This is a genomic window from Lentzea guizhouensis (assembly GCF_001701025.1).
In the GTDB taxonomy this organism is placed as follows: domain Bacteria; phylum Actinomycetota; class Actinomycetes; order Mycobacteriales; family Pseudonocardiaceae; genus Lentzea; species Lentzea guizhouensis.
In genome coordinates, this window is record NZ_CP016793.1 from 9,461,098 (window position 1) to 9,477,020 (window position 15,923).

Here is a 15,923-nt window from a genome sequence, read left to right on the forward strand (position 1 = left end):
AGCCGGCGGCGGTATGGTCTGGTCCAATGGCTGTCGAGTTCAACGTCCTCGGACCACTGCTGGTCAGGGTGCACGGCAGGGAGCTGCCGCTGGGCGGGTTCACCCGCCGGGCCGTGCTCGGCTTCCTGCTGCTCAACGCCGGCCGGGTGGTGTCGATCAGCGAGCTGACCGAGGCGTTGTGGCCGGACGGGCATCCTCCGACGGCGCGCGGGATCCTGTTGAACGTCGTGTCGGCGTTGCGCAAGGCGGGGCTCGACCTCGTCACCCGCAAGCCCGGCTACCTGCTGCGCGTGGAACCGGATCGTGTTGACCTGCACCGGTTCCGCGCGTTGCTGGCCCGTGCGGCCACCGCTCCGACGCCTCAGCAGGCCGCGACCCTGCTGCGCGACGCGCTGGCGTTGTGGCGCGGGCCGGTGCTCGCGGACCTCGTGGCGGACGGCGTGTCGTGGCCCGCGCTGGTGGAGGTCGCGCAGCTGCGCGAGGCGGCCGTGGAGGACCGGTTCGACGCGGAGATCGCCTGCGGGCGGCACCGCGAGGTGGTCGCGGAGCTGGAGGTGCTGGTGCGCGACCAGCCCGTGCGGGAACGGGTGCAGGGCCAGCTGATGCTCGCCCTCTACCGCTCGGGACGGCAGGCCGACGCGCTCGCGGTGTTCCGGCAGGCGCGGGAACGGCTCGCGGCCGAGCTCGGGATCGACCCCGGCCGCGAGCTGGTGGCGCTGGAACACGCCATCCTCACCCAGGACCCGGCGCTCGCCCTGACCACGCACGCCACGCCGACGGTGTTGGAGCGCAAGAAGGTCAGCGTGCTCGTCACCCGGCTGGAGCTGGGCACCGGCGAGGCGGCCGACGAGCGGCTGGAGGCCGGTGTCGGCGCGGTCCGCGCCCTGGTCGAGGCACTCGGCGGGGTCGTCGTGACGACGCTCGGGTCGACGGTGTGCGCGACGTTCGGTGCCCCGGCCAGTCGCGAGGACGACGCGGCACGGGCGGTGCGCGCGGCTTTCGAGGTCGTGGCGGAGCATCCCGCCGCGGCGGCGGTGTGCACCGGTCCGGCGCTGGTGACCTCCGGCGACCGGCTGGAGGTCAGCGGGACGTTGCTCGACGCGGGCCTCCAGCTCGTCGCGCAGGCCGCCGCCGGTGAGGTCAGGACGTGCCCGACGACGGACAGGACGTTGACGCCCGCGGGGGACGAGGCGCCGTTCGTCGGCAGGTCGGCCGAGCTGGCGCGGTTGTGCGACGTGTTCGAGGAGGTCGCCCGCTCCCGGCGGCCGCGGCGGGTGACGCTGGTGGGCGAGCCGGGTGCGGGCAAGTCGCGGCTGGTGCGGGAGTTCGCGGCCGGACGCCGGACGCTGACCGGGCGCACGCCACCGTTCAGCCACAACGACCCGCTGGCGCCGCTCGCGGAGGTCGTGCGCTCGCACGCGCAGGTGTTCGACACCGACTCCGCGGCGACGGCCGCCGCGAAGATCGCGGCGATCAGCACCGACCAGTGGCTGGTCGCGCAGCTGTCCGCGCTGGTCGGTGTCGGTCCGCAGGGCAGCGACGTGCTGATGGCGTGGCGCCGGCTGGTCGAGCAGCTCGCGGCCGACCCGCTCGTGGTGGTCGTCGAGGACGCGCACTGGGCGGACGACCTGCTGCTGGACTTCCTGCACGGTCTTCCCGACACGGCCGACGACGTGCCGTTGCTGGTGCTCGTAACGGCACGGCCGGAGCTGCTGGCCCGCCGCCCGGCGTGGGGTGAGGTCATCGCGCTCACCGCACTGTCCGAAGAGGACACGGCGCTGCTGCTGAAGATGCTGATGACCCGGCACGACGTGGCGGCCGACCTGCCGACACTGCTGCAGCGGTCGGCCGGCAACCCGTTGTTCGCCGGCGAGTGCGTGCGGATGCTGCGCGACGGCGTCACCGACGAGCTGCCGGACACGGTGCAGACGGTGATCGGCGCGCGACTGGACTCGTTGCCACCGCTGGAGAAGGTCGTGCTGCAGGACGCGGCCGTCCTCGGTGCCACGGTCTGGCCGGGAGCGGTCGCCGCGGTCGCCGACCGGGACGTCGACGAGGTCGCGAGGTCGTTGGAAGTGTTGCGGCAGCGGGACTTCCTGCACCGCAGGCCGGTCAGCAACGTCGTTGGCGAGGTGGAGTACGCGTTCAGCCACGTGCTGGTGCGCGACGTGGCCTACGACCGGGTGCCGCGCGGGACCAAGGCGATGAAGCACTTCCACGTGGCGCAGTGGTTGCGGGCGCTGCCGTTGGAGCACGTCCCCCTGCTGGCGCACCACTTCCAGGAGGCGGTCTGGCTGGCAGAGGCCTCCGGGAACCCGTGCGACATCCTCGGCCGGCACGCGCGCGAGGCGTTGACCGAGACAGGGCGCAAGGCGATGGCGCTCGCGGCACGCGCCACGGCGTCCCGTTGCTACGAGGCGGCGCTCGCCGTGTGCCCGCCCGGCCACGGCGACCGGGCGGGGTTGCTGACGTTGCTGGGCGCGAGCCTGTCCTGGAGCGGTGGCGGGACGGAGGAGCTGGCCGAGGCGGTGGAGCTGCACGTGGCCGCGCGGGACTTCGCGGGAGCGGCGGACGCGTCCAGGGCGGCATGGCGGGCGTACCGGCACCGGGGCGAGCACCAGGAGGCGGTGCGGCACCTGGACCGGACACTGGAGCTCCTCGCCGTCGCCGAACCCGACGAGCGGGTGTTCGCCGTGCTGGCACAGGCCGCGCACGCGTTGACGTTGGCGGGCCGGACCGACCAGGCGGTCACGGCGGCGCGGGAGCGCTGGCCGGGGCGACCGGCACGGACCGGGCGGTCGCGCTGGAGACGCTGGGCCTGTCGCGGGTGAAGAAGGGGGACGCGGCGGGGGTCGAGGACATGCGGCAGGCCGTGGCCGAACGACGTGCCGCCGGTGTCTCCGCGAGCCTGTGCCTGTTCAACATGGGCACCGCGTACGCGATGCTGGGCGACGCGCGCGCACGACGGGCCGTGCGAGCCGAGGCACGGGTGTCGGCGCTGCGGCACGGTGACGAGTACACGCTCGCGCGCCTGGAGTCGTCGCGGTACGTCGAGCTGTTCTGGGAAGGCGACTACGACGGCGCGCTGGCGAACCTCGACGAGTCGATCGCGGCGGCCCCAGGAGAGCCGTACCACCACGCCATCCGCGGCCGGATCGGGTTGCTGACCGGCGACCTGGACCGCGCCCGCGCCGACGTCGCCCGCGCCTTGGAGCTGGCCAGGCGCAAGGGGCACCCCGGCGAGCTGCAGCACCCGCTCGTGCTGACCGCGCGGATCGCGCTGCTCGACGGCCTGCCCGCCGACGCGTGGGTCGACGAGCTGCTGACCGTGCTGCCGGGCGAGCAGATCACCGGGCCGATCGGCGCCGGTCTGCCGATCGTGCTCGCGGCCACCGGGCACGGACCGGAGAGCCTGGCCGGGGTGTCGTGGTCGCGGTGGCGGGACGCGGCAGTCGCACACCTGTCCGGTGACCGGCTCACGGCCGTGCGGCTGTACGAGGAGATCGGCTCAGTGCCGGACGTGCTCGACGCACGGTGAGTCGCCAGTTATCGGCCGCAAATAGTTTTCGGACGTGTCCGCCATCCCTCGCTACTTCCAGGCCAAGACCAAGCTGCTCGACCTGCTGGCCGAGCTGCCGGACGGCACACCGTTCCCGCCGGAACGCGAACTGGCCGAGCTGTTCGGGATGTCGCGCACGACGGTCCGCAAGGCGCTGGACGAACTGGTGCTGGAGGGCAAGCTCATCCGCAGGACCGGCCGGCAGGGCACCGCGGTCGCGCCACGCCGGCAGCTGCACCGGGTGAGCCTGGACACGCTGGTCAACGACCTCGCGCCCCGTGAGTCGGTGGTGGTGCGGACGGTCGGCGGGCAGGACGTGGTGAACGTCGAGGCGCTGCTGGTCCGCGGCGACGAGCCGATCGGGGTGCGGTCGGCCTACCTGCGGGCCGCGCGGTTCCCGGGGTTCGCGGAGAGCTACGACCGCGGGGTGCCGTTGCGCCGGTTCCTCGCCGAGCAGTACCGGGTGCGGTTCGGCGACCTGCACCCGTGGTGCACGACCGCTCTCGCCACACCGCGCGTGGCCGGTCTTCTGGGCGTGCGACCCGCGACACCGTTGCTGTCGGTCGCATGGATGGCCTACGACCTGCGTGGTGTGCCCGTCGAACGGTCATGGGTCTTGCTGCGCAGCGACCGTGCGCAACTCACGATGCACGTGCCACGCACAGACCACGCTGTGCGCCGTTCGAGTGCTTGAGTGTTCCTCAGCGGACCGTCGAGATGTCCGCCCACACCGTCTTGAACTCGGGGAACCGGTTGTGCCCCCACACCTGCGCCAGTCCGTTGACCAGCAACAACCCGCGCTGCCGCCGTCCGAGGAACCCCATCCGCCCCAGCTGCGGGAACCGGCCGGGCGTACCGTCCTCGACCTCGACACGCACGACCTCACGCTCAGGCAAGGACAAAACCCGCACACGACGCGGTGGCGCTGCGTGGTGGTAGGCGTTGCTGACGAGCTCCGTGGCCACGACCATCACGTCGACCACAACGTTCTCGTGCATCCCCAGAAGAAGGCGACGTACCTGCGCGCGCACATCCGCGAGCGGCAACATCCCCTCCGGCAGGACGAGGTCCACATGTTCGCTGGACCGTCCAATGACACCCATCAGCCTCTCCCCGCGCCCTGTTTTTTCAAGGCAGCAAGTCCGTACCCAAAGTCGCGGCGATCAAAACCCACGAACCGAACTCACTTCTCTTCCCTCGGCAGGTCGGCCCACACAACGGTGCCGCCGTGGGCTCTGTCCACACCCCACCGGTCCGACAACCGGGCCACCAGCACCAGACCGTACCCGCGCTGCGGCCGGCTGACCTTGCGCAACGGCGGCCGCGCCTGCGCGTCGTGGGCGATCTCCACGCGGATCTTGCCCGGCGCGAGGACCACCCGCAGCAACGTCGGCTCCGACGTGTACCGGTACGCGTTGCTGACGAGCTCGTTCACCACGAGCAACACGTCGGCGACGCAGTTCTGGTCCTCACCCATGAGCTCCAGCCGCACCCAGCGCCGAACAGTCGCCAGAGAAGGCCGCTGCCTGCCCAACGGCAGATGCGACTCCTCGCCCGTTCGTGCTGCCTGGTCGTGCGCCAAACCGCTCCCCAAGGGTCACGTTGATCAGTTCGAGCGCGGGTTACCCAGTACATCGGGAACCAAACTGTGTTAATTGGCGCTGTGTTCATTGGCGCTCGCTCCGCTCGCGCGGCTCGTTCGTCGAGGAGCCGGTCATCCGGCCAATCGCTCGCGCCGAAATGGGCTGCGCCGATTTCGGCGCGAGCGGTTGACCGGACGACCGGCACGAACTCGCGAAACGGGTGCATGGTTCGACGCGCGTATGCCCCTGGTGACCAGCTGACAGCCATGCCGCGCCCCGCCACACGCCGCTGCCCCACACGGTCGGGCCCCGCCGCACGCCGCCGCCCTCATCGGGCTCTGCCCCACCGCCCCGCCTCGCCTGCCCTGCCTCGCCTGCCCGCCGCACGACGCCACCCGCCCTCATCGGCCTTGCCCGCCAGCCCGGTCTGCCTCGCCCCGCCGGGCCTTGCCCCTCCTCGTCGACCTCGCTCCGCCGCGCGTGCCCGCCCTGTCCCGCCTCGCCGCGTGCCCGCCTGCCGTTCCGCCACGCCTCGCCCGCGCCGCATGCCCCGCGACCCATGCCCATGCCCCGCGACCCATGCCCGCGACCGCCGACCTCAGCTCCGCCGCGTGCCCGCCCGTCCCGCCTCGCCGCGCGTGCCCCGCCTGCCCTGCCGCTCCGCCACGCCTCGCCCGCCGACGTGCCCACGACCGCTGACCCCGCGCGCCCGCCCTCGCGAGCCACCCACTCGGCCGACCTCCGAGGGTGCCGCTGGCCGCCCCCTGACCACTACCCTGCGCGAGTGATCCGTTACCTCATCGCGCTCGTGCTGGCCCTGCTCGCCGCGACGAGCGGCGTCGTTCCCGCCTCCGCCCACGCCGAGCTGAAGAGCAGCAACCCGGCCACCGGTGCCATGCTCGACGTCGCGCCCAAGCAGGTCGAGCTCGTCTTCAGCGCCGCCGTGAGCCTGCCGGAGGGTGAGGCGGTCGTCGTCACCGGACCGGACGGGGCCAAGTGGCCGGTCACGCAGGCGGCCGCGGTCGGGAGCACCATCACCGCGGCGGTGGACCCGGCGGCGGCGAAGTCCGGGGCGCACACGCTTGCGTGGGCGGCGTTGTCCGATGACGGGGACGTGGTCAGGGGGACGATCAACTTCACGTTGAACGTCCCGGCGGTCACCTCGTCGGTGCCCGTGACCACGACGGCCACGTCCGAGGCGCCGGTGTCGAGTGCGCCCACGTCCAGCACCACCGAGCAGTCAGGTGGAGTGCCTGCCTGGGTGTGGATCGTGCTGGGTCTGGTCGTGCTGGTCGGGGTGATCCTGCTGGTCCGTCGCCGCAAGGAGGCGTGAGCGCAGCAGGTCGCGCTCGGCCGGGTGGGTGGCGAGCGCCAACGCCGCCTCCAGGGACGGGACCGGGTCCTGGCCCAGGCGGCCGAGCAGGTCGGCGCGGACGGCGTGGAACAGGTGGTAGCGGGGCAGGTCCACCGCGTCCACCAGCCGCAGAGCCGCAGCGGCACCGGACACCTCGGCGACGGCCACCGCGCGGTGCAGCGCCACGACCGGACTGGGCGCCACGGCCATGAGCTGGTCGTACAGGGCCACCACCTGCGTCCAGTCCGTCGGCGGGTCGCTGTGCACGGCGTTGATCGCGGCCTGGAGCTGGTAGCGGCCCGGCCGGTTCCAGCGCAGGCAGCGGCGCACGATGTCCTGCCCCTCGGCGACCATCGCGGCGTCCCACGCGGAAGGGTCCTGGTCGGCCAGCAGCACCAGCCGGTCGCCGGACGTCCTGGCGTCGCGGCGGGAGTCGACCAGCAGCATCAACGCCAGCAGGCCCCACACCTCCGGTTCGTCCGGCATCAGCGCGGCCAGCACCCGGCCCAGCCGGATCGCCTCGCCGGCCAGGGACGCGGGGCCCAGGTAGCCCTCGTTGAAGATCAGGTAGAGCACCGCGAGCACGGCGGTCAGGCGGGCGGGCAGGTCGGCGTCGCGGGGCACGCGGTACGGGATGCGGGCGGCGCGGATCTTGCCCTTGGCGCGCACGATCCGTTGCGCCATCGTCGGTTCCGGCACCAGGAACGCCCTGGCGATCTCCGCGGTCGACAGGCCGCCGAGCAGCTTCAACGTCAGCGCGACCTGCGCGGGCAGCCCCAGCGCCGGGTGGCAGCAGGTGAAGATGAGCCGCAACCGCTCGTCGGGCACCGCACCCACCTCCTCCACCTCGGGTTCCTGTAACACCAGCGATGCCTGCTTCTCGCGCCCCTTGGCCTCGCGGCGCAACCGGTCGATCGCGCGGTTGCGGGCGGTCGTGATGATCCAGCCGGCCGGCGCGGGCGGAACGCCGTCGACCGGCCAGCGCGCGGCGGCCGTGGCGAAAGCGTCCTGCACCGCTTCCTCGGCGAGGTCGATGTCGCCGAGGAAGCGGGTCAGGACGGACACGGCGCGGCCGTACTCCGCGCGGAACACCTCGTCGATCATCCGAACGCGATCGGCCTGACCTCGATCGACAACGGGCTCAGCACGGTCGCGAGCCGGCGGCCCCACTCCAGGGCCTCGTCCAGGTCGGCCGCCCTGATGACCGTGAACCCGCCGATGTGCTCCTTGCCCTCGGCGAACGGCCCGTCGGTGAGCAGCACGTCGTCGTCCTTCGCCTGCAGCACGGTCGCGGTCGACGGCGGGTGCAGGCCGGCGGCGAACACCCACACGCCGCGCTCCTGCATCTCCTCGTTCAGCGCGGCCAGGTCCTGCATGATCGGCTCGAGCACCTCGGGCGGCGGGGCCTCGCCGTCCGGCTGGTAGATGCTGAGCAGGTACTGCTGCGTCATGGTGGACTCCTTTCGCCCTTTGTACGAACGCGGCCGGCCCGTTTCGACAACGATGGGCACATGATCCCGTTGATCCTCCCGCTCGACGACCCGCGAGCCGATCTGGCGGCCGTCGGCGGCAAGGGCGCGTCACTCGCGGAGCTCGTCCGGGCGGGGCTGCCGGTGCCGCCGGGGTTCCACCTCACGACCCGCGCGTACCGGGAGCGGTCCGCGCAGGGCCTGCAGGAGGCTTACGACGACCTCGGCGGGCCCGTCGCGGTGCGGTCGTCGGCGACGGCGGAGGACCTGCCCGGCCTGTCGTTCGCGGGCCAGCACGACACGCTGCTCAACGTCACCGGGGACGGCCTGCTCGACGCGGTCCGGCAGTGCTGGGACTCGCTCGGCAACGACCGCGCGGTCGCCTACCGCGAACGCAACGGCATCGCGGAGGCCGAGATGGCCGTCGTCGTGCAACGGATGGTGCCCGCCGACGTGTCCGGCGTGCTGTTCACCGCGGACCCGGTCACCGGGCGCGCGCAGCCGGTGATCAACGCCACCCGAGGTCTCGGCGAGGCCCTGGTCAGCGGTGAGGCGGACTCGGCCGACCTGCTCACCGACGCGCAGAAGGCCGAGCTGACCGGGCTCGGGCAACGCATCGAGGCGCTCCACGGCCGCTCGGTGGACGTCGAGTGGGCGCTGGCCGGCGGGAGGTTCTGGATCCTGCAGGCGCGCCCGATCACGGCGGCGCGGGTCGAGTGGAACGACTCGCTCGACGGCGACTACCTGTGGTCCAACGGCAACGTCGGCGAGGCGGTCCCCGAGGTGATGACACCGGTGACGTGGTCGCTGGTGCGGGTGCTGTCGAACGTGAGGATCGGACCGCACCCGATCTCCGGCAACATCGGCGGCCGCTTCTACCTCAACCTCAGCACCTACAGCGCGGTCGGCACCGCGATCGGCAAGGCCGAGCAGATGCTCCGCTCGGGCGAGGAGACGTTCGGGCGCATCCCGGCCGGCGTCACCGTGCCGCCGCTGCCGATGTCCCGGCTCGCGATCGTCGCCGCCGTGCTGCGCGGCGCCGGCGGGCCGGTCAAGCAGCAGTTCCTCTACCGCACCAGGCTCCCCCGGCTCATCCGCGGCAACCCGGCCCGCTGTGCCGCCGCGCACCGGGATCGCCGCCTGCGACACGCCGGCCGCGTTGCTGAGGCTGTGGCGCGACGACGTCGACCAGCTGCTGCGCGTCGTCTGCCCGGTCCTCGACGCCGGTGCGCGGATGGTCGCGAGTGGCCCGGCGGCGGTGCGGCGCGAGCTCGTCGCGCTGGCCGGCGAGGAGGACGCGGCCACGTTGCTCACCGGGTTCCACGACGACTCAGGCCTCGCGAGCCTGGGACCACTGGTGGGCCTCGCGAAGCTGCGGTCGGGCGAGATCGACCGCGGCACCTTCGCGCGGACGTGGGGACACCGCTGCGCCGAGGAGTTCGAGATCTCCGCACCGCGCCCGGCGGAGGACCCGGAGTGGGTCACCCGGCAGCTCGCGGCGCTGGCCGACCCGGCCGAGCTGCTGGCCCGTCAGGCCAAGGCCCGTGACGAGGCGTGGACCCGGTTCGCCGCCGCCCACCCGAAGCTCGCCCGCCGGACCCGCGCGCGGCTGACCCGGATCGGGGCGGGCGCGCGGGCACGGGAGCAGGCCCGCTCGGAGATGGTGCGGGCGTTCTGGGTCATGCGCGCGTTCGTGCTGCGGGCGGGTGAGCTCACCTCGACCGGCGACTCGCTGTTCTTCCTGCCGATCGACGACGTGCTGCGCGTGCTGGCCGGTGAGACTTCGGTGCTGGACCGGGTTCCGGCGCAACGGGCGGCGTACGAGCGGTACCGGGCCTTGCCGCCCTACCCGGCGGTGATCCGCGGCCGGTTCGACCCGGAGTCGTGGGCCGCGGACCCGGACCGGCGCTCCGACCTGTACGACGAGACGGCCGACGTGCCGATGGCCGCCGACGTCACCGGTTTCCCGGGGTCGGCGGGCGTGGTGGAGGGCGTCGCACGGGTGCTCGCCCGCGTCGAGGACGGGAACTCGTTGGTGCAGGGCGAGATCCTGGTGACAACGGTGACGAACATCGGCTGGACGCCGTTGTTCACCCGTGCCGCGGCGGTCGTGACGGACGTCGGCGCGCCGCTGTCGCACGCCGCGATCGTGGCGCGGGAGCTGGGAATCCCCGCGGTGGTGGGGTGCGGGAACGCCACCACCCGGATCACGACCGGGGACCGGATCCGGGTGGATGGCGTCAGGGGGACCGTGCGGAAGGTGTCGTGAGCCCGCCGCCCGGCCGTTGACCGAGAAGTCCCGTCCGAGGTGCGGGTCAGTTGTGGGCGGGCACGCAGCGGTGCATCGAGACGAGCTGGCGGCGCATGCGTTCCCGCAGCAGGTCGATCACCTCGGTGACGGTGGTGGCCTCCGCGTACGCCTGCACCTCGACCCACTTGAGGTCGAGCCGGGCGTGCGCATGGATCACGGACTTGTCCGAGGTGAGGTTGACCCAGGCGAAGTCGATCCTCTCCGGCGCGTAGCGGTCGAGCGAACCGATCCGCGCCGACGCGTAGTCCCTGGCCTGCTCGGGGATGGCCTCCGCGAGCGAGACCTGGATGTAGTCCATCGAGACCTGCCTCCTCCAGGCCGTGCGACAGCGCCACACGGCCAAGTCCGACGGTACGAAACCGATCGCAACGCCGAACCGGGCGTTGGTCCCGACAACGCAGGGTCTTTCTCCTGCATGATGCGGTCGCCGGACCTGGTGATCTCACTGGACCAGTGCGGAAACGCGCTGGTCGAGCTGCTCCTCGGTGGGCGCGCCGGCGAGGAGCTCCACCGCGCCGTCACCGCGGACGAACGCGAAGGTGGGCTGAGCGGTCACCCCGAACCGCTTCCACACGGACCCGTCCAGGTCGGCCAGGTGCGGGAACCCGCTCATCTGGTGGTCGGACACGAACTCCTTCATCGCGTCGAGCCGGTCCTCGGCCGCGACACCGACGAACTGGACGTCCTCGTGCTTCTTCGCGATCTTCGCGACGGTCTTCGCCTCGGCGTTGCAGGACGGGCACCACGGCGTCCAGAACCACAGCACCGCCGGGTGGCCGACCAGCTTCTCGCCCCGGAACTCCGCTCCCTCCAGGGTTTTCGCGGTGAACTGGAACTTGTCCGGTGCGGGCTGCTGCTGCCCGCACCCCGCGAGCAGCAGCACCGCGAGCAGGACTCCAAGGACGCGCACGGTCCTCACCTCCTGCCTGGGCGTACGGCCTCGCGCCTGCTCCGGTTCAGCGTGCCGAACAGTGGGCCCTGGCCTGCGCGGCGGAGCAGGAGCCCGAGCAGGAGTCCGTCACGGCTGGGTGGCCCAGGCCGCGATCTGGGCCCGTGACCGCACACCGAGCGCCGTCTTGAGGTCCTTCACGTCGTTCTCGACCGTGCGCAGCGAGACGTGCAGGCCGTCCGCGATCTGCCGGTTGGTGAGGCCTTCCGCGACCATCGCGGCGACCAGGAGCAGGCGTTCGTCGTGCCACGACAACGGGTCGAAGGCGTCGCCCCGCACGTCCTCGACGACCGGTGGCGCTGCGGGCGGTGCGATCGGGTCGCCGTGCTGGAGCAGGACGAAGTGCCGCACGGACTCCAGCATCGTGAGGTCGTCTTCGAGCAGTGACCGCGCCTGGAGCCTCCGCGCGATCTCCCAGCCGTTCGGGACGAGCGTGTCCGCGAGCCGCTGGCCGAGCCTGCCGGGCGCTGCGGCGAACGCGCGCAGGGCGGTGCGTTCGGTGTCGTCGAGCAGCTGGTAGCTGCGGTCGATCGCGGCGTGCAGCGAGCGGTGGTGCGGGCTCGCGTCGCGCGGGCCGGCGGTGAGGACGGCGAACCTGGTGTCGAGCCTGGCGGCGATCTCCTCCAGCGTCAGCACCCTGACCAGGCGGGCGGCCAGCTCCAGGGCGAGCGGGAGGCGGTCGAGCCGGGCGCACGCGGTGGTCAGCAGCGGGTGCTGCTCGTCGAACTCGGCCTCGAGGGCGGTGGCCCGGTCGCGGAAGAGGCGTTCGGCGTCGTGCTGGTCGAGCGGGGCGAGCCGGTAGACCACCTCGCCGGGCACGTTCAGCGGTTCGCGGCTGGTGGTGAGCACCCTGGTGGCCGGGTGGTGCCGCACGAGCGCGGCGCAGTCGGCGAGCACGTGTTCGCAGCCGTCGAGGACCAGCAGGCCAGGAGCGGGGCCGGCGCCGAGCAGGTCGGGGACGCGGGTGACGTCGGCGAGCTCGACCAGCAGGACGTGCCTGCGGTGTGCGACGGCCTCCTGCACGAGCCGCGACTTGCCGACGCCCGGTGGGCCCACGACGGTGACGATCCGGTGGCGGGCCAGGAGCTTCGTGAGGTCGGCGAGCTCGGCGTGGCGGCCGACGAACGTGTCGAGCCGCGGTGAGGGCGCGACGACCTCACGGGCCCGGCGGCGGTAGGCGCGCTGGCGGCAGGCACCGGAGCAGTACTTGGCCGGCGCGGTGACCGGTGCGCCGCAGTCCTCGCACCTCACCTGGCCCGCACCGTCCTCGCCGCCAGCTGCGTGCGTGACGACAGCCCCAGCCTGGTGAGCATCTGCGTCACGTGGGACCGCACGGTGCCGGTCGAGATCCCCAGCCGCACCGCGATCTCCGGGTTCGTCAGCCCTTCCACCACCAGCTCGGCGACCTGTTGCTGCCGTGCCGTCAGCGGCTCGGCCTGCCCGGTCTCCGCGCGGCTCCCGGCGGTCACGTACTCGACCTGCCCGGCGTGGTCGAGCCGCTCCCCCAGCCGCCGTGCCCTGGCGGCCCGCGCCTCGCCCAGGTCCTCCGCGCGGCCGCGTACGTGGCCGTGACCACGCGGTGCCACAAGACCTCCGCCGAGGAGTCGCGTGACCGGCGCACGGCCTGTGCGGCGGCGACGAGCACCACGACGCGCTCCGGTTGCCGGCGCTGGGCGGCGACCAGTCCGAGCCCCTCCAGGACGTCGGCGGCGCAGGACGGGGTGCCGTCGCGCAGGGCGACGACGAAGAGCTCCTCGGCACGGGTCAGGTCACCGCGTTCCATCGCGATGACACCGGCGGTGTGCCGGGCGGCCGTCCAGCGGCAGACGTCCGGCGCGCCCAGGCCCAGCGCCTCGTCGATGACGGTGGCGGCGGTGTCGAGATCCCCGAACTCCCGAAGCAGCCACGCGTAGTTGTTGAGGAACGACATCAACAACGATTCGTCGCCCAACGCGCGCACAGCGGCGACAGACCGTTCCGTGGCATCACGCGCACCGGTCTGGTCGCCGACTCGTGAACGGGCGTGGCCGAGGGTGTTCCACGCGCGGGCCTGCCAGGTGGGGTCGCGGGTCGCCGGATGGGCGGCCAGCGCCTCCGCGCACCGCAGGGCGGCCGGGCCGTCGCCGGTCAGGCCCGCGATCCAGGAAGCCCGGAACAGCAACAACTCCGAGTGCTCCGCCACCGCGCCCTCGGCCAGCGTCGCGGTGGCGAGCCTGCCGGCTTCGACCAGTGAGCCGCGCAGGTACCAGATGTGCACCAGGCCGCCCACGATGCTCGTGTAGCGCGGATCGGTTCGTGGCACGTTCGCGACGGCGTGCAGCAGCTGGTGCTCGTGCTCGGCGAACCAGTCGTTGGTCTCCCCGGTGAGTGTTGCGGCGACTTCGCGGACGTAGCGGGTGAGCACAGTGGCAAGGCGATCGAACGTGCTGTCCGTTTCGCCGTGTTCTTCGAGGCGCGCCAAACCGAAAAGCCGAATTGACTCCAACATGCGGAAGCGCGCGCTCTTCGACGATGGCGAACGCACGACCAATGACTTCGCACGCAACGAGGACATCACCTGCACCACGTCGTCCTCACACCCGCACACCGCGGCCGCCAGGTCGAGGTCGAAGTCACCGACCAGCACCGACAACCGCCGCAACGCCGCCTGCTCGCCCGGACTCAGCAGGTCGTAGCTCCACCTGATCACCGCGTCCAGCGTCCGGTGCCGCGCCGGCACGTCCGGTGCCGCCGCGGCGAGCTCGATGGCCAGCGGCAGGTGGTCCACCCGCGCACAGGCCTCGTCGACCAGCACCGGCGACCCGCCCAGCTCGAGGAACATCCGCCGCGCGTCGGCCGGCGCCAGCGGCCCGACCTCCACGCACATCTCACCGGCCAGGTCGAGCGGTTCGCGGCTCGTCACCAGCACCCGCAACCGCGGGCACCGGGCCAGCAACGTGGTCACGACGCCGGCCGCCTCGCGAACGAGGTGTTCACAGTTGTCCAGCACCAACAACCGATGGTCGGCCAACGCGCGCACGACCGTCGTGGGCAGCGGCTCGCCGGGTTCCTCCCACACGTTCACCGAGAACGCCACCACGTGCCACAACAGGTCCGGCCGGTGCACCGACTCCAGCTCCACCACGGCCGTGCCCGGTTCCGCGGGAGCGAGCTCGGCCGCGAGCCGCGTCTTGCCCGACCCACCGGGCCCGACCAGCGACACCAGCCGGTGCCTGCGCAACAGCCTGCGCACGGTCGACAGCTCGCGTTCCCGTCCCACGAGACGAGTGCGCGTGCCGGCCGACGACCACATGCGCGCGAGTCTAGGAGCGCGGGCACGCCGAAGAAATGTCGTTCAACCGCGATTGACATCAGCCCGCCACAAATGCCGCGAATTGAGACGTGCGGCTATGCGAGGTTTTCTTGCGCCTCCAGCCACGGCACCACGGCCTGCAGGAAACCGTCGGGGCTCGTCATCGGCCGCCCGTTCATGCACGCGATGAGGTGCTCGGCCCCCAGCACGGCGTCGTACGTGCGGGCCCGGTGGTACATCTCGGCGGGCACGGCCTCGCGCACCGCGTCCCAGCGGTGCCAGGACATCAGCGCCGCGTCGAGCGCGGGGTCGCCGGGCAGGGCGTTGTCCCAGTCGAGGACGCCGACCAGCTTCCCGTCCTCGGCCCAGTGCACGTTGCTGCCGCTGAGGTCGCCGTGCACCAGCGCGTCCGGCACGGGCTCCAGCTCCACGGCCGCGTCGAGGCGCCGCCGCACCTCCGCACCTCCGCCTGCCACCGGACGGGCAGCCTCGGGATGATCACCGTGCTGATGGTCTCCGCCCAGTGCGGCCCCTCGTCGCGGTGGTCGACCGCCTCCAGCAGCTCCCCGTCGAGCGGCACCGAACGCACGGCCTCCAGCACCTCGGCGATCTGCTCGGGCGCACCGGCCCCCTTCGGCAACGCGGTCCCACCGACCCACGACACGGCGACCGCCGCCCGCTCACCGAACATCGTCACGGGTGTCAACGGCTCGGGAACCTGGAACGGCAACCCGGCAGAGGCCAACCGCCGCAGCACCTCCACCCGCCGGGGCATCGCGGCGGCTCCCGACGCCCGCCTGCTCACCCGCACGGCGGCGACGCCGGGCACGAGCAGCACGTGGTGGATGTTGCCCTCGGTGGCGCGGAAGGCGCGGTCGAGGTTGACGCCGGGCAGCAGGGCGGCGGCGATGTCGAGCAGGTCGTCCACGGGAGTCCCCTCGGTGGCGGATCGCGCGGGCGATCTTGGGCGGTGCGACGACCGTAGCCTGCTCGCCGCGGGTAGCTCGGGACGGCGTGGAGCTCTACCGGGGCGTGGTCGACGCGGGTGGGCTGGCGGCCGTGCTCCAGCGTCCCGGTGACGAGGTCACCGGCTCTGCGGCGACCTGGCTCGGCCGCGCCGCGGTCCGCGAGCTCGCCACCACCTGGCCCTTCGTCCACTTCAGCGCCGTGGCCGACGCGTACGCGAGCGGCGACAGGATCGAGCTCGGCTGGCAGCAGGAGCGCGCCATCGGCAGGCACGGCCTGGGCACGTTCGTGAGGGCGGCGGGTGGAGCCCGAGGTGTCGTACGACGCGGGCGAGGCGGTGCGAATGTGCGTGGCGGAGATCGACCGCCTCGGTGTGCCGCCGCCGGAAGACCTCCAGGCGTAACGAACCGCGCGCAGGTCAAGACAAGTGCGGCAGGACC

General features: G+C 72.7%; 17 protein-coding genes. 6 read left to right on the forward strand and 11 right to left on the reverse strand.

Annotation, left to right across the window (positions count from 1 at the left end; translation table 11 throughout):
- Nucleotides 1-26: 26 nt before the first annotated feature.
- Genes BBK82_RS44850 through BBK82_RS44860 form a run of 3 tightly spaced genes read left to right on the forward strand, consistent with a single transcriptional unit; the run spans nucleotide 27 to nucleotide 4,253 of the window.
- Complete coding sequence (locus tag BBK82_RS44850; RefSeq protein WP_065920343.1) at nucleotides 27-2,831, forward strand: BTAD domain-containing putative transcriptional regulator; 2,805 nt, start codon at nucleotides 27-29, stop codon at nucleotides 2,829-2,831.
- Nucleotides 2,828-3,538 carry a tetratricopeptide repeat protein gene (locus BBK82_RS44855; protein ID WP_065920344.1) on the forward strand — a complete coding sequence of 237 codons (711 nt, stop codon included), beginning with the start codon at nucleotides 2,828-2,830 and terminating at the stop codon, nucleotides 3,536-3,538. Before BBK82_RS44850 ends, BBK82_RS44855 begins: the two co-directional genes overlap by 4 nt.
- Before the next feature lie 34 nt (nucleotides 3,539-3,572).
- Nucleotides 3,573-4,253 carry a GntR family transcriptional regulator gene (locus tag BBK82_RS44860; RefSeq protein WP_065920345.1) on the forward strand — a complete coding sequence of 227 codons (681 nt, stop codon included), beginning with the start codon at nucleotides 3,573-3,575 and terminating at the stop codon, nucleotides 4,251-4,253.
- A gap of 7 nt (nucleotides 4,254-4,260) precedes the next feature.
- On the opposite strand, the gene BBK82_RS44865 is transcribed toward BBK82_RS44860, so the two are convergent.
- Nucleotides 4,261-4,662 (reverse strand): ATP-binding protein, encoded by a 402-nt coding sequence (locus BBK82_RS44865; protein ID WP_065920346.1) that lies wholly within the window; start codon nucleotides 4,660-4,662, stop codon nucleotides 4,261-4,263.
- A gap of 80 nt (nucleotides 4,663-4,742) precedes the next feature.
- On the reverse strand, nucleotides 4,743-5,153 hold the full coding sequence (locus BBK82_RS44870) for an ATP-binding protein (RefSeq protein ID WP_170068077.1): 411 nt from the start codon (nucleotides 5,151-5,153) through the stop codon (nucleotides 4,743-4,745).
- Between the two features lie 773 nt (nucleotides 5,154-5,926).
- On the opposite strand from BBK82_RS44870, the gene BBK82_RS44875 reads away from it, so the two are divergent.
- Complete coding sequence (locus tag BBK82_RS44875) at nucleotides 5,927-6,475, forward strand: copper resistance CopC family protein (RefSeq protein WP_065920348.1); 549 nt, start codon at nucleotides 5,927-5,929, stop codon at nucleotides 6,473-6,475.
- Here the strand turns inward: BBK82_RS44875 and BBK82_RS44880 are convergent.
- Both BBK82_RS44880 and BBK82_RS44885 read right to left on the reverse strand, forming a co-directional pair.
- On the reverse strand, nucleotides 6,383-7,600 hold the full coding sequence (locus tag BBK82_RS44880; RefSeq protein WP_083268633.1) for an RNA polymerase sigma factor: 1,218 nt from the start codon (nucleotides 7,598-7,600) through the stop codon (nucleotides 6,383-6,385). The two genes, BBK82_RS44875 and BBK82_RS44880, sit on opposite strands and share 93 nt — an antisense overlap.
- Nucleotides 7,597-7,947, reverse strand: coding sequence for a YciI family protein (locus tag BBK82_RS44885; protein ID WP_065920349.1), 351 nt, complete (start codon nucleotides 7,945-7,947; stop codon nucleotides 7,597-7,599). Before BBK82_RS44885 ends, BBK82_RS44880 begins: the two co-directional genes overlap by 4 nt.
- A 60-nt stretch (nucleotides 7,948-8,007) precedes the next feature.
- Here BBK82_RS44885 and BBK82_RS55425 point away from each other — a divergent pair, with 60 nt between their 5' ends.
- A complete protein-coding gene (locus BBK82_RS55425) occupies nucleotides 8,008-9,513 on the forward strand; it encodes a PEP/pyruvate-binding domain-containing protein (protein WP_237047935.1) in 1,506 nt (501 codons plus the stop codon).
- Between the two features lie 394 nt (nucleotides 9,514-9,907).
- A complete protein-coding gene (locus BBK82_RS55430) occupies nucleotides 9,908-10,234 on the forward strand; it encodes a PEP-utilizing enzyme (protein WP_237048501.1) in 327 nt (108 codons plus the stop codon).
- Nucleotides 10,235-10,280: 46 nt separating this feature from the next.
- On the opposite strand, the gene BBK82_RS44895 is transcribed toward BBK82_RS55430, so the two are convergent.
- The 7 genes from BBK82_RS44895 to BBK82_RS44925 all read right to left on the reverse strand — a co-directional run bounded on the left by BBK82_RS44895 (nucleotide 10,281) and on the right by BBK82_RS44925 (nucleotide 15,767).
- Nucleotides 10,281-10,574 (reverse strand): HPF/RaiA family ribosome-associated protein, encoded by a 294-nt coding sequence (locus BBK82_RS44895; protein WP_065920350.1) that lies wholly within the window; start codon nucleotides 10,572-10,574, stop codon nucleotides 10,281-10,283.
- 144 nt (nucleotides 10,575-10,718) lie between these two features.
- Entirely contained in the window at nucleotides 10,719-11,186 is a 468-nt protein-coding gene (locus BBK82_RS44900) for a redoxin domain-containing protein (RefSeq protein ID WP_218920543.1), read from the reverse strand.
- A 108-nt stretch (nucleotides 11,187-11,294) separates the two neighbouring features.
- Nucleotides 11,295-12,476 (reverse strand): helix-turn-helix transcriptional regulator, encoded by a 1,182-nt coding sequence (locus BBK82_RS44905; protein WP_065920352.1) that lies wholly within the window; start codon nucleotides 12,474-12,476, stop codon nucleotides 11,295-11,297.
- Nucleotides 12,473-12,694, reverse strand: coding sequence for a helix-turn-helix domain-containing protein (locus tag BBK82_RS53490; RefSeq protein WP_065920353.1), 222 nt, complete (start codon nucleotides 12,692-12,694; stop codon nucleotides 12,473-12,475). Before BBK82_RS53490 ends, BBK82_RS44905 begins: the two co-directional genes overlap by 4 nt.
- A complete protein-coding gene (locus BBK82_RS53495) occupies nucleotides 12,691-14,517 on the reverse strand; it encodes an ATP-binding protein (RefSeq protein ID WP_218920544.1) in 1,827 nt (608 codons plus the stop codon). The genes BBK82_RS53490 and BBK82_RS53495 overlap by 4 nt, the downstream gene beginning before the upstream one ends.
- Nucleotides 14,518-14,612: 95 nt before the next feature.
- Nucleotides 14,613-15,176 (reverse strand): phosphotransferase family protein, encoded by a 564-nt coding sequence (locus BBK82_RS56535; RefSeq protein WP_335618023.1) that lies wholly within the window; start codon nucleotides 15,174-15,176, stop codon nucleotides 14,613-14,615.
- 363 nt (nucleotides 15,177-15,539) lie between these two features.
- A complete protein-coding gene (locus tag BBK82_RS44925; protein WP_154697882.1) occupies nucleotides 15,540-15,767 on the reverse strand; it encodes a hypothetical protein in 228 nt (75 codons plus the stop codon).
- Nucleotides 15,768-15,923: the final 156 nt, after the last annotated feature.

Bases quoted from the DNA above. Each gene is read 5' to 3' on its own strand.
- BBK82_RS55430 (WP_237048501.1), top strand. From the start codon at position 9,908: ATGGCCGCCGACGTCACCGGTTTCCCGGGGTCGGCGGGCGTGGTGGAG.
- BBK82_RS44885 (WP_065920349.1), bottom strand. From the start codon at position 7,947: ATGACGCAGCAGTACCTGCTCAGCATCTACCAGCCGGACGGCGAGGCC.
- BBK82_RS44850 (WP_065920343.1), top strand. From the start codon at position 27: ATGGCTGTCGAGTTCAACGTCCTCGGACCACTGCTGGTCAGGGTGCAC.
- BBK82_RS44895 (WP_065920350.1), bottom strand. From the start codon at position 10,574: ATGGACTACATCCAGGTCTCGCTCGCGGAGGCCATCCCCGAGCAGGCC.
- BBK82_RS55425 (WP_237047935.1), top strand. From the start codon at position 8,008: ATGATCCCGTTGATCCTCCCGCTCGACGACCCGCGAGCCGATCTGGCG.
- BBK82_RS44880 (WP_083268633.1), bottom strand. From the start codon at position 7,600: ATGATCGACGAGGTGTTCCGCGCGGAGTACGGCCGCGCCGTGTCCGTC.
- BBK82_RS44865 (WP_065920346.1), bottom strand. From the start codon at position 4,662: ATGGGTGTCATTGGACGGTCCAGCGAACATGTGGACCTCGTCCTGCCG.
- BBK82_RS53495 (WP_218920544.1), bottom strand. From the start codon at position 14,517: ATGTGGTCGTCGGCCGGCACGCGCACTCGTCTCGTGGGACGGGAACGC.